The sequence below is a fragment of the Shewanella sp. POL2 genome, from assembly GCF_000282755.1.
Classification (GTDB): domain Bacteria; phylum Pseudomonadota; class Gammaproteobacteria; order Enterobacterales; family Shewanellaceae; genus Shewanella; species Shewanella xiamenensis.
Map to the genome: position 1 here is coordinate 44,666 of NZ_AKZL01000003.1, position 12,487 is coordinate 57,152.

11 protein-coding genes are annotated in these 12,487 nt (G+C 48.5%); all 11 read right to left on the reverse strand.

Features of this window, described 5'->3' with window-relative positions; genetic code table 11:
* Positions 1-99: 99 nt before the first annotated feature.
* Positions 100-1,404, reverse strand: a complete 1,305-nt coding sequence (locus SHEWPOL2_RS01340; RefSeq protein ID WP_037425263.1) for an inosine/guanosine kinase — start codon at positions 1,402-1,404, stop codon at positions 100-102.
* Between the two features lie 190 nt (positions 1,405-1,594).
* Complete coding sequence (hemH, locus tag SHEWPOL2_RS01345) at positions 1,595-2,641, reverse strand: ferrochelatase (RefSeq protein WP_037425266.1); 1,047 nt, start codon at positions 2,639-2,641, stop codon at positions 1,595-1,597.
* An 80-nt stretch (positions 2,642-2,721) separates the two neighbouring features.
* Positions 2,722-3,366, reverse strand: coding sequence for an adenylate kinase (gene adk, locus SHEWPOL2_RS01350; protein ID WP_037417813.1), 645 nt, complete (start codon positions 3,364-3,366; stop codon positions 2,722-2,724).
* A gap of 141 nt (positions 3,367-3,507) precedes the next feature.
* Positions 3,508-4,371: a tetratricopeptide repeat protein gene (locus SHEWPOL2_RS01355; RefSeq protein ID WP_037425269.1), complete on the reverse strand. Its 864-nt coding sequence runs from the start codon at positions 4,369-4,371 to the stop codon at positions 3,508-3,510.
* A gap of 117 nt (positions 4,372-4,488) precedes the next feature.
* Positions 4,489-6,402: a molecular chaperone HtpG gene (gene htpG, locus SHEWPOL2_RS01360; protein WP_037425271.1), complete on the reverse strand. Its 1,914-nt coding sequence runs from the start codon at positions 6,400-6,402 to the stop codon at positions 4,489-4,491.
* Between the two features lie 279 nt (positions 6,403-6,681).
* Entirely contained in the window at positions 6,682-7,281 is a 600-nt protein-coding gene (recR, locus tag SHEWPOL2_RS01365; RefSeq protein ID WP_037425273.1) for a recombination mediator RecR, read from the reverse strand.
* 12 nt (positions 7,282-7,293) lie between these two features.
* Positions 7,294-7,623, reverse strand: a complete 330-nt coding sequence (locus SHEWPOL2_RS01370) for a YbaB/EbfC family nucleoid-associated protein (RefSeq protein WP_007648738.1) — start codon at positions 7,621-7,623, stop codon at positions 7,294-7,296.
* 169 nt (positions 7,624-7,792) lie between these two features.
* Positions 7,793-10,867, reverse strand: coding sequence for a DNA polymerase III subunit gamma/tau (gene dnaX, locus SHEWPOL2_RS01375; RefSeq protein ID WP_037425275.1), 3,075 nt, complete (start codon positions 10,865-10,867; stop codon positions 7,793-7,795).
* 129 nt (positions 10,868-10,996) lie between these two features.
* Entirely contained in the window at positions 10,997-11,548 is a 552-nt protein-coding gene (apt, locus tag SHEWPOL2_RS01380) for an adenine phosphoribosyltransferase (protein ID WP_023265726.1), read from the reverse strand.
* Between the two features lie 180 nt (positions 11,549-11,728).
* On the reverse strand, positions 11,729-12,097 hold the full coding sequence (locus SHEWPOL2_RS01385; protein WP_037417764.1) for a YbaN family protein: 369 nt from the start codon (positions 12,095-12,097) through the stop codon (positions 11,729-11,731).
* Positions 12,098-12,214: 117 nt separating this feature from the next.
* Positions 12,215-12,337: a hypothetical protein gene (locus tag SHEWPOL2_RS23310; protein WP_011072094.1), complete on the reverse strand. Its 123-nt coding sequence runs from the start codon at positions 12,335-12,337 to the stop codon at positions 12,215-12,217.
* Positions 12,338-12,487: the final 150 nt, after the last annotated feature.

Genomic DNA, 12,487 nt, shown 5'->3' on the forward strand with positions numbered 1-12,487 from the left:
CGGTAAACCGCCTAACGTTATCATTTATTTGCGCCTAAAAACAACAAGGGCAATAACGGTTTGCCGCTATTGCCCTTATTAACTGAAACCTATGCTGGTTTATCTTTCCCAGTAGGATTCTTCTAAGCTGTCTTCACGCTCGGGTAACCCACGGGACAAACGCGGACTGTGCTGCGCTAATACCTCATAGGCCACGCGGTTAGCGTACTTACAAATTTGTGAGAAGGATGAATAACATAAGCCATCACGCTTATGCTTACTTGAGCCTGGCACGTTGGTCTTGTGGAAGGTATTGGCCGCCAAGTCATGCAATAACGCCGACAACGCACCATCGCCCGCACCATTGGTGTTGCCGATTTTCTCAGGGCCGCCCATGTAAGGGGAAATATGGGCATAGACTTTAATCGGGTTTTCGCAATCACGCTTAAGCTTAGGACGTGAGAACTCATAACGGTTAAATTCAGGGATAGCACCTGGCAGCAGCGTATGAGTGGTCTCGCGCTTTTCGGCATCATCGGTATAACCTGCGGTATAAAGCCCGATTGGGCCAGCGGTGGTTAACACCATATCGCACCACTCGAGGGCTCTTTCGCTGGCAAGCAGCGGATCGCGAAACCCAGTTAACGCCTCGCCTTCATCTTCGTTCATCGCCAAAATGGTCACATGCTCTTGGATAAAGTTTTGCCACCAAACCGGATCTTCTTCGATTAAGAAGCGTGTGCCTAAGGTCAATACCACAGGGACTTCGGCTGCTTTGGCATATTCAATCGCGCACATGGCCGCATCGGTGATCCTGTCGCCGCCGCTGGCACGCATTAAATAGGCGGTTAATACCAAGGCAGAGCTGCCCTGTACTACGTCTTTATCAATGTATTCTGGGGTTAACTTATCCATCGCCCCTTTACTGATCGCGAAGGTACGCTCACCGCAATCAGAAATCAGCGTAAAACAACGACCTATGGGGCCATCGACGGGTTGCAGGAAGTTAAGGTCTACTTTAGAGGAGGTGTTGCAAAGATAACGGTAGGCGTAACTGCCGACTTCGATATTTTGGCTCATCACCCCAAACAACACAGAGCGGTCATCGGCCAAAATAGAATAATTGTGCACTGTGTTACCAATAGTGCCGCCCGCAAACTCATCGCTGATCAAACCGTTTTGTTTCAGCTCGGTATACAGGGCGTGCGCTTGCTCATCATTGATAAGCGTCGAATTACCCTTGGGTAAACCATAACGCCCGAGCAACTCATCCTCTACCTTGGCTTCGATATCCACTAAGGTTTGATCGATACCGCTGATATAAGTCGCAAAAGGTTGAGGTTGCTGCGTTAATTGCTCAAGCAATGGGTCACGGGTTTTGACCGGAAAATAATGTTTCGATTTGCGCTGACCGGGAAACTTCATAGTGGCTCTCTTTTCCTGGCATCCATGCTAATGGGCATTACAACGAGCGTTGGCTCATCGTGTCCTAAAAATAATGAGTCTAGGCTAGAGAGATAAAAAATCCACTCCCGAGCCACAAAGGGCGCAGATTCTACCATAAAATCAGCATGAAACTAGGCCGTGTTTAGGTTTCAACGGGAGAAATTTACCGTCACTCTGCGCGTATCCAAGGTTGAGCTTGTTCTTGTACCAATTGCCTGAGCAGCTCGATATGGAGCTCATCATCATTTAAACAGGGAATAAAGTGATAGGCCTCACCACCCGCATGCAGGAAAGTCTCTTTACCACCAATCGAAATTTCCTCTAAGGTTTCGAGGCAATCAGTGGCAAAGGCTGGGCAAATTATATCAACGCTTTTCACGCCTTGGCGGGGTAAATCGGCCAGCAGTTCATCAGCATAAGGGGTTAACCACTCTTCTTTGCCGAAGCGGGATTGGAAACACACCTGCCATTGTCCATCGGTTAATCCCAGAGCCTGTGCCAGTAACTTGGCGGTAGTGCGACACTGCTCAGGATAGGGATCGCCTTCAGTGGCATACCGCAGCGGAATACCGTGGAAGGATAAAATCAACTTGTCGGCCTGGCCATGGGTTTTCCAATGGCGCTTAACCGAATGCGCTAAAGCCGCGATATAGGCTTCATGGTCAAAATACTGTTTGCTAAAGCGCAGCTCAGGAATATCGCGCACTTTAGCAAAATACTGCGCCACCGCATCGAACACGCTGGCGACAGTTGAGCAGGAATATTGCGGATATAACGGCAGTACGACGATACGCTCGGCGCCTTGGGCTTTGAGTTTGGCAAAGCCGCTATCAATCGAAGGATTGCCATAGCTCATGCCGAGTTCAACGGGAATAGTTTGATTAAAGGTCGCGCTCAGATCCGTGGCTAACTTTTGTGCCTGCTGCTCACTTATCACCATCAGCGGCGAGCCCTGCTCTGTCCACACACTCTGATATAGTTTGGCCACCTTGGCGGGTCGGGTATTAAGGATTATCCCCTGCAAAATCGGCTGCCACAGCCAAGGGGACCAATCGACGACCCGAGGATCACTTAAAAACTGTTTGAGGAATCGCTTAACCGCTTTGGGAGTGGGTTCATCGGGCGTGCCGAGATTGACCAATAACACGCCAAACGCAGGAGAGGGAGAAGTCAATGTGTTACCTTTTATCAGCCTAATACCTCGGCAGGCTAACATTCAGTTGCCAATAAAAAAAGCCTGCAATAGCAGGCTTTTTCTTAATATGAGAACTTGTTCTCGAATTTAGCGAATGATGCTTATTTCAGCACGCTGGCTAACTGTTCACTCACAGCAGCAACCGACTGAGTACCATCAAATTTATGGTATTGAGTGTGACCCGCCGCAGCCACTTTGCCATAGTATTCAACCAATGGCTTAGTTTGTTCGTGGTAAATGCCTAAACGCTTACGCACTGTGGCTTCTTCGTCATCTGGACGAATTGCTAAGTCTTCGCCAGTCACATCGTCTTTGCCTTCCACTTTAGGTGGATTGAATACCACGTGGTAAACACGGCCAGAACCTGGGTGAACGCGACGGCCGCTCATACGCTTAACGATTTCTTCGTCTGGCACATCGATTTCAATCACGTGATCAATGCTGATACCGTTTGCCGCCATCGCATCCGCTTGCGGGATAGTGCGTGGGAAACCGTCTAACAGGAAACCTTTAGCACAGTCGTCCTGTGCGATACGCTCTTTAACCAGTCCAATGATCAGATCATCAGAAACCAGTTGGCCTGCATCCATCACTTTCTTCGCTTCTAAACCCAGCGGAGTACCGGCTTTAACAGCAGCACGTAACATATCGCCAGTAGAAATTTGTGGGATACCATACTGTTCCATAATGAACTGGGCCTGGGTACCTTTACCGGCACCTGGGGCGCCCAATAGGATAATGCGCATCTCAAGAGTCCTCTTTTTCGCATTGATATTCTTCTTAGGGCGGCGATCTTCGCACATCTGACCGCCATTGAGAAGGCTTTTAGCTTCGACTTTAGCCTCAGAAACCGCAAATAAATCGCCGTTTTGTGGCAAATTTTATCCTTAGTAGAGCAAGGTATACAGCTTGCGACGGTACTGGTTAGCAAGACTATTACCTTGACCAAGGGCTGTTAAAATCTCCATAAAGACTTGTTTTACTTTGCCATTTTCGGCATTCAAGTCTTTAGATAACACACCGTATAAATGCGCAAGTGCTTCTTCATCGCGGTGAGCCGAATGCAAGGCTTTACAAAGTTCGAGTAATAACACTAAATCCTGCGGATTATGCTCAAACTTCTGCTGTAAATCACGAATTTCAGGTGTGTCCGCCGCATCCAAGGCAAGGGTTAATTTCGCCTTTAAGCTCTGGTAATAACTGTCTTGATCGGCAAGGCCAATCTGTTCGAGTAAAGTTTGCGCTTGGGCGAGTTCACCCTGCATCAAATACACATCGGCGAGCACCAAACTCACCTCAGCAGCATGATTTGAGGCGCTATAGGCGTCTTTCAGCAACACGGCCGCAGTGGTTAAATCCTCCGCCGATACTTGGCTTAAGGCTAACAAGGCTTTGGCTTGCTCAAGCTGCAATTGCCATAACGGAGGCAAGTGTTTCTCCAGCATAGTGTTGACCTGCGCCGCCTCCTGCATGCCCGCAAAGCCATCGATTGGTTGGCCCTTATCGAGCACTAAAGTGGTCGGCAGTGCTTGAATGCGGAAATAGTTCGCGATTTCCAGCTCAGTTTCACAGTTCACTTTCGCCAGCACAAAACGGCCAGCATGCTGGGTGGCAAGTTGCTCGAGTGTTTGCACCATGGCAACACTCTGCGGCTGTGGCTGGGCCCAAAACACCATCACCACCAGTTGCTGCATCGAAGCATCAACCACTTGCTGAATATTGTCTTTCGTTAGATCGAGGATATTGTCCATGGTTTTCCTTACTCCCAATCTGGCACCTCTACGGGGAAATGCCCTAGGATAATGCGACTCGCGGTGCCTAAAACGGAATCGGGGCACTTGTGTCTCTACTCAAGTGCCCCGAATGTGTTACTTCAGGCTTGCCAATAACATTTGGTTCATCAGCTTAATAAAGGCAGATGGGTCCGCTAGGCTGCCCTTCTCCGACAATTGCGCCTGTTGCAATAACAGATTCGACCAATCGGCAAAGGCGGCTTCATCCTGAAGATCATTAAGGCGCGACACTAATGGGTGCGCAGGGTTGATCTCAAACGTCGGCTTGACCTCTGGCACTGGCTGGCCGGCAGCCTGCATCAGTTTGATCATTTGCGTCGACATTTCACCTTCACCCGTGACCACACAGGCTGGGGTATCGGTTAAGCGTGAAGTGACTTTCACATCGGCCACGCTAGCGCCTAATGCCGCTTTAATGCGTTCAATCAGTGGTGCAGACTCTTCAGCGAGTTTCTCCTGTGCTTCCTTCTCGGCCGCATCTTCCAGCTCACCTAATTCCAGCTCGCCACGGGTGACTGAGTGCAATTGTTTTTCTTTGTACTCAGTTAAGTGGTTGATTAACCACTCATCGATACGTTCTGACATCAGCAACACTTCGATGCCTTTCTTACGCAGCAGTTCTAAGTGTGGGCTGTTGGCCGCGGCTTCGTGGCTGTCGGCAACGATATAGTAAATCTTGGTTTGGCCTTCCTTCATGCGGCTAATGTAGTCGTCGAGTGACACAGTTGGTGCCGCGCTGCCAGTATGGGTAGACGCAAAACGCAGTAAGCCTGCAATACGCTCACGGTTTGCAAAGTCTTCCGCTGGACCTTCTTTCAACACTTGACCAAATTCGGCCCAGAATTTTTGGTATTTTTCCGCATCGTCTTTTGCCAGTTTTTCCAACATACCCAGCACACGCTTAGTGATACCGGTGCGCATCGCTTTGGTGATGTGATTGTCCTGTAAAATCTCGCGGGACACGTTTAGCGGCAGATCGTTTGAGTCAATCAAACCCTGCACAAAACGCAGGTAAGATGGCATAAACTGCTCAGCGTCATCCATGATAAACACGCGCTGCACAAAGAGTTTCAGGCCATGCTTACGGTCACGGTTCCACAGATCCCACGGCGCTTTTGAAGGGATATACAACAGGTTAGTGTATTCCTGTTTACCTTCAACGCGGTTATGACTCCACAGCAGAGCGTCTGTGTAGTCGTGGGAAATATGCTTATAAAATTCTTGGTATTCTTCGTCAGTGATCTCAGACTTATTACGCATCCACAGCGCAGTCGCCTTGTTCATGACCTTCCAATAGCCTTCGGTTGCAGGAATTTTTTCACCGTCTGGGCCATCGCGCTCAGGGGTGCCTTCCTGCCACATTTCTACTGGGATTGAAATATGGTCTGAGTATTTAGTGATGATGGAGCGTAGGCGCCACTCATCGGCAAACTCTTTCTCTTCATCACGCAGGTGCAGGGTAATTTCAGTACCACGGCTCGCCTTGGTGATAGTTTCAACGGTGAAGCTACCCTCACCTTCCGATTCCCACAATACGGCTTCATCGGCCTTATGGCCGGCAGCACGGGTACGAACGGTGACTTTTTTCGCTACGATAAAGGCGGAATAGAAGCCCACACCGAATTGACCGATTAGCTGCGAATCCTTTGAGGCTTCACCAGAGAGGTTTTTAAAGAATTCAGCGGTGCCCGATTTGGCGATCGTACCTAAATGCTCAATCACGCCATCGCGGGTCATACCCACGCCGTTGTCTTCGATGGTCACAGTGCCTTTTTCTTTGTCTGCGCTGATACGCACACGTAGCTCACCGTCACCTTCGTATAACGCGTCGTTGGTCAACGCAAGGTAACGCAGCTTATCGGCCGCATCCGCAGCGTTAGAGACCAGTTCACGCAAGAAAATTTCTTTGTTGGAATACAAAGAATGGATCATCAAATGCAACAGCTGTTTGACTTCAGTTTGAAAACCATGAGTTTCTTGTTGTGACATGAAATTTTCCTTATTTGTTACGCAATTTGGTTAAAGCAAACGCTCAGTGCTTTATAAAATGGGGCTGCAAATCCACTTTTCAAGGGGGGAGATAAAATCACAGATCAAATGGCGAAAAATAAGGCAGTATCAAACCGAAATTACGCTATCCCTATGTCAGAATGAAGAAAGGAATGTTAGACCTAGACACGCTAGGGCATGTTCGCTAAACAAATACAGCCATAAAATAAAAACCCGCGAGCACAGAGCCAGCGGGTTTATTCTTTAGGCCATCACAGGCTACAGCGGGATACGCCCATTGAAGGACATCGCTAAGGTGGTGCTGTCGACATATTCCAGTTCGCCACCCACGGGCACGCCGTGGGCGATGCGGCTGATCAGCACCTTGTGGCGCCTTGCCATATCGGCGATAAAGTGGGCTGTGGCCTCACCTTCAACCGTTGGATTAGTCGCTAAAATCAGCTCAGCAACATCGCCAGAGGTTAAGTGACGCTCTAATAGCGCCAAGCCTAACTCTTCAGGCCCCACACCATCGAGGGGGGATAAATGGCCCAGCAAAACAAAATAGCGACCCGTAAAATGTCCACCCGCTTCAATGGCTAACACATCGGCTGGCGTTTCGACCACACAAATCGTCGAAGACGAGCCGCGCTTATGGCTAGCACAAATCGGACATAACGTTTCTTCAGTGTAGGTTCGGCAAGACTGACAATGACCGATATCACTCATGGCACTCGACAGGGCAGAGGCTAATTTAAGCCCCGCTTTCCTGTCTCGCTCAAGTAATTGAAACGCCATACGTTGCGCCGATTTAGGCCCAACCCCTGGTAAACAACGTAGGGACTGAATTAACTCGTCTAGCAGTGGACTAAATTTCATTGTCTATCTCAATTAAAATGGCATTTTCATGCCTGGTGGTAATTGCATACCGCCAGTCACTTCGGCCATTTTGGCTTTTTGGTTTTCTTCGATACGACGCGCGGCATCGTTACACGCTGCGGCAATCAAATCTTCTAACATCTCTTTATCGTCTTCCATCAAGCTTGGATCGATTTCGACTTTACGCACTGTGTGTGCGCCTGTCATGGTCACTTTAACCAGACCTGCACCTGACTCACCGACCATTTCCATGCGGGCAATTTCTTCCTGCATTTTTGCCATTTTTTCTTGCATCATCTGGGCTTGTTTCATCAGATTGCCCATACCGCCTTTTCCAAACATAGTCATTTCTCTTCTATTAGGGTTAGTCGCAAGCTTTTAAGCTGGCTAATCTTACTGAAATAAATGGGATTGGCAATCAATGCCGCGATCCCATCGATAAACTTATGATCTTGATAGCGCGTTTTTAACAAACTCTGCCATTCCACGCAGCATATACATAGAGGAAATATTACTCGGGCTCAGGTAACGCAGGAATAAGCCCGCTGCGCTGATTTAACAGTTCAGGCGGATAGAGCAAGCTATCCTTCTCAAGCTCAGCCCCAAAGCGGTTAATCAACCATTGCACATTGTCATCCATTATTAACGACTGCTGCGCCTGTTGCAGTAACTCTTGGTGAAAACGTTTGCGCATCTCTAAGGGCGTCTCCCGTGTAGGATCGGTTCCTATGACCACCTCAACCTGCCTTGGGTTCCCAAGAGCTGCGGTTAAGGCTTGCTCGAGCTGCTCAATGGCCACCTGCGCCGCCAAGTGTTTCTGATCGGGTTTTAACAGTAATGGCAAAGGGTTAGCCTGCTGCTGACAAATCGAATTGACCGCTAACTGACGCACACGCCCACCAATATCGAGGCTCGCCATGAGCTTATACCAATGCAAATCGAGCGGATGACCGGTAATCGATTGTGCCTGCGCTAATGCGGTGAATGACGCCGATGAAACCGTCTCGCTTGGCGGTGACTGTTGGGTCCGTTGCTGCGTCTGTGATAATTCCTGTGTCTGAGACGGTTGCAGCACGGTATTTGCTTCAGTGCGTTGCAGATCAGTCTTAATCTCTTCCACTTCGGTATCGATTGTCGAGGTTTGAGCCGAAGCATGCCCAGGTACTGCCGCACCAACTGATTTTTGCGGCGCGCTCACGCCACTTTGTAGGTGTGAGCTAGCAGCCAATGAGCTTGCCTCATCCATTGCCACGACAGGCGCCTCTTCCCATGGCGGGCGATCGTTTGGATCAAACTGCGGAGTCGGCGTGACATTGGATAGTGACTCAAGATGGATCTCGGCCTCGAAATCGTCGTCAAAGGGCAGCTCAAAGTCGTTATCGGACTCATTAATGACAACTTGCGGCTCGATAGAAGCATCAACTGAAGGCGTTTTATGTGTTGGCGCGTGAGAGACTGGAGCAGTATGCGCACTCTGGCTCGGGGTTTTAAGCTTAACTTCCGCTGCCGACTTTTTTCCATCACCTTCCTTGGTGCTGAGCGCATCAAGATCGGATAACAAAGAGTCACGCGCCGCTAATACCGCCGATAAAATATCGTCATCATCGAGGGACACTGTAGTTGAAGCCGGAGGAGTTGTTGAAGCCAGAGGGCTTGTTGAAGCAGAGCTTTCGGCAATAGACTGCGACTTTTGTGTTGGTGTAGCAGACGTTTGAGCGGTATGTCCATGAACAGCAGACTCATGCATAACATGGCTATGATCAATAGACTGAGCACTGTCGCGATTAAACGAATTATCTTCTATATCAGAGAATGCGCCCTGCTCCTCAGATATAAATTGCGCATAATCATCTTGATATGCATCCAGCGGCGCGGCGGCATAATCGTATTGCCCGTAAGACTCAGCTGAATAAGCATCAGGCGTTAACTTATCTACACTTTCGTTAACACTCGTTTGAGTCTCTTCCTCGACATCATTTTCATTAGATAATGCCACTGTAGGTTCTGTTAACTGGTTGGCGTAAGGCTTAAGGTTAACACTAGCGGTATCAACAACCGCGGCTTGATGATGTTCAGCATCAGTATTTGATGCAGGCATAGAAACAGCACTTACTTCTGTCTCAGTATTCGATACAACATCCACATTTGCGCCAAAGCCCTGACTTTGGGCTTGACTTAAAATCACTTGCTGCTCGGCAATCAATGCAGCATTGAGCACTAACGCTTCATCAACCTCATCCTCATCGACAGCTAAAACATCCTCATCGGATAAAGTTTGTTGCGATGCTTCGACGAGTGAAGTCGTAGCAAGCGCAGACGTTGCTGCAACTTGTGGCAAAGCTTGGGAATCAACGGCGGAAGTTAGCGAAGTTTTTTTTTCAGCCACAGCCTGATTAACCGTCTGTTCTACCGCGGGCATATTTGATGCGGGCGAAGCAGACATTGGCTGCTGAGAAGGCAAACTTACCTTAGCTGGATCTTCGACTTGCCAACGTTTTACTGGCTTTTCGGGAACAAATGCCACCGCTCGCAGCAGCGCCATTTCAAGGCCCGATTTAGGATCCGGCGCATGGGGTAAGTCTTTACGGCCAGTCAGTAAAATTTGGTAATACAGCTGCACTTGTTCCGGCGCTAACTGCTCGGCAAAGGCCTGAATTTGAGCACTATAAAGGGATTGCTGCGCGGCGGCTGGCGCAAATTGTGTCAGGGTAATCTGATGCAGTAATTCCAGTAAACTACGCAGCACTTCTTGGGCGTCCGCGCCATAGGCGAGCACCTGGGCGCAGCTTTGCATCAATACGCCAATATTGGCATCGGTTAAGGCTTTAAGTAAGCCCAGCACATGCTGCTCATCGATGCTGCCCAGCATAGATTGCACTTGGTTGAGCATTACCGTGCCGCCACCGAAGGCGATGGCCTGATCGGTCAAGCTTAAAGCATCACGCATGCTGCCATTGGCCGCTTTGGCGAGCAGAGTTAGGGCTTCGTGCTCAAAGGGCAATTGCTCTTGGGTTAAAATATGCTGTAGCTGAGTGCCAATTTCCTGCTGGGTTAAACTCTTTAAATTAAATTGCAAACAGCGGGATAACACAGTCACCGGCAGCTTTTGCGGATCGGTGGTCGCCAGCAAAAACTTCACATGCTCTGGCGGTTCTTCGAGGGTTTTTAGCAGCGCATTAAAACTGCTGCGGGAAAGCATGTGTACTTCGTCGATCAGATAAACCTTAAAACGGCCTCGGGTCGGACGATATTGCACATTATCTAAGAGTTCACGAGTGTCATCGACTTTGGTACGCGAGGCGGCATCGACTTCAATTAAGTCAACAAAACGGCCTTGGGCAATTTCGACACAGCTGCCACACACACCACAGGGGGAAGCCGTTACGCCCTTCTCACAGTTAAGACCTTTGGCAAAGAGACGCGCCAAACTGGTCTTGCCCACGCCGCGCGTGCCAGTAAAAAGATACGCATGGTGTAAACGTTGCTGGGTTAACGCATTGGTTAATGCGTGCAACACATGACTTTGGCCGACCATCTGTTCGAATGTGGCAGGGCGCCATTTTCTGGCTAACACCTGATATGACATGGAACTCCCCAATGTGCATGACAAGAATATTGGTACAAAAAAGGGGATTGCGCCCCGAGATAGTTGCAAGATAACATGTCAATTAACGACATGCCATTAAACTATCCCTAGGCGCCTTTGGCTGAAGAATTATTCGCCTTCAAACTCACAAAGTTTAACCAACTCAAGACCTAAGGCAGTTAAACGAGCCTCACCACCTAAATCAGGTAACGAAATCACAAAGGCGGCATCTTGCACTTCACCACCGAGTTGGCGGATAAGTTTTACCGTGGCTTCGATAGTACCGCCCGTGGCCAGCAAGTCGTCAACCACTAGCACTTTGTCGTTAGCGGTAATCGCATCGGTATGGATTTCAAGGCTATCGTGGCCATATTCCAGCTCATAGCTTTGGCTAATCGTCGCGCGTGGCAGTTTACCTGGCTTACGAACTGGCACAAAACCAATACCTAATTCCAACGCCAAAGGTGCACCAAACAGAAAACCACGGGCTTCGGTACCCACAATCTTGGTAAAGCCTTTGTTGCGGTAATGCTCAACTAATAAATCAATAGTCGCTTTATAGGCTGCAGCATTTTCCAGCAGACTGGTCACATCGCGAAATAGAATCCCTTCCTTAGGATAATTAGGAATGGTTTTAATGCTTTGCTTTATCAAGGATAAGGTTTCTGTATTCATAGCCATTTAATTTAACTTAATCGTTTCGCCACGCTTATTGCTGGCAGTAAAAACAAAACGTCCACAGCGAGTGTGGACGAGCTTTAATAATTCGCACAAAGCTTATGCCGCTTTGGTTTGAGTTGCAACTAGCAGCGTATTCAAGTGACGAATTGGTTATCAATTTGTGCCTTAGATCAAATGTGCTTAGGATTCGATTTCAGGAATCGTTTTCAGATACCAGAGAAGCCCGATTGCCATGGTTAACAGCAACAGTTTTACCCATACGATTGGCACAACAAGAATACTGACACTAAAACTGAGGCCAGAGAGTAGCATAGCCCTGCGCTTAAGGCCTGGGCGCATGGCACGGTGCTCTTGCCACTGGGTGAGCGCATCAGCAAACCAAGGGTGTGTCATTAACCACTGATGTAAACGAGTGCTTGAACGGGCGAAGCAAAAAGCGGCGAGTAAAATAAACGGCACCGTCGGTAACAGTGGCACGATAATACCTAGCAGTCCAAGACCCAGCGCAAGGCAGCCTATCAATAAAAACAAACCGCGTTTCAATATCATAGCGTGTAAATAATCATAGTTTGTAAATAATCATAGTGTGTAAATGCCTCGAACCTCAAAAACAAAAGCCACTCTCAGAGTGGCCAGTAGTATACTCAATTTGAGATTAAAACCTGCTTAAATTAAGCCTAATTGCTTTAACCAAGTCAGGCTTGCTGGTAGTGTCGGCAACAGTAAGACTAAAATAAAACCAATAAAATACATAACGTTAAATGGGTCTTTAAATGGCTGACTGCTCATTACAGCTCCTCAAATGTGTGCGTAGATAAGTGCGCGGGAATCATACAGTGATTAAGATCACAAAACGGGCGTCATTGTAGCGGTTTGCCACACCAACAAAAACCCTTTTTCTGTATGGTTATTACAATTATTTTGCGTACTTAAGCACCA

Excerpts from the sequence above, each read along its gene's own strand:
- SHEWPOL2_RS01340 (WP_037425263.1), bottom strand. The coding sequence starts at position 1,404 with ATGAAGTTTCCCGGTCAGCGCAAATCGAAACATTATTTTCCGGTCAAA.
- hemH (WP_037425266.1), bottom strand. The coding sequence starts at position 2,641 with ATGTTAGCCTGCCGAGGTATTAGGCTGATAAAAGGTAACACATTGACT.
- adk (WP_037417813.1), bottom strand. The coding sequence starts at position 3,366 with ATGCGCATTATCCTATTGGGCGCCCCAGGTGCCGGTAAAGGTACCCAG.
- SHEWPOL2_RS01355 (WP_037425269.1), bottom strand. The coding sequence starts at position 4,371 with ATGGACAATATCCTCGATCTAACGAAAGACAATATTCAGCAAGTGGTT.
- htpG (WP_037425271.1), bottom strand. The coding sequence starts at position 6,402 with ATGTCACAACAAGAAACTCATGGTTTTCAAACTGAAGTCAAACAGCTG.
- recR (WP_037425273.1), bottom strand. The coding sequence starts at position 7,281 with ATGAAATTTAGTCCACTGCTAGACGAGTTAATTCAGTCCCTACGTTGT.
- SHEWPOL2_RS01370 (WP_007648738.1), bottom strand. The coding sequence starts at position 7,623 with ATGTTTGGAAAAGGCGGTATGGGCAATCTGATGAAACAAGCCCAGATG.
- dnaX (WP_037425275.1), bottom strand. The coding sequence starts at position 10,867 with ATGTCATATCAGGTGTTAGCCAGAAAATGGCGCCCTGCCACATTCGAA.
- apt (WP_023265726.1), bottom strand. The coding sequence starts at position 11,548 with ATGGCTATGAATACAGAAACCTTATCCTTGATAAAGCAAAGCATTAAA.
- SHEWPOL2_RS01385 (WP_037417764.1), bottom strand. The coding sequence starts at position 12,097 with ATGATATTGAAACGCGGTTTGTTTTTATTGATAGGCTGCCTTGCGCTG.
- SHEWPOL2_RS23310 (WP_011072094.1), bottom strand. The coding sequence starts at position 12,337 with ATGAGCAGTCAGCCATTTAAAGACCCATTTAACGTTATGTATTTTATT.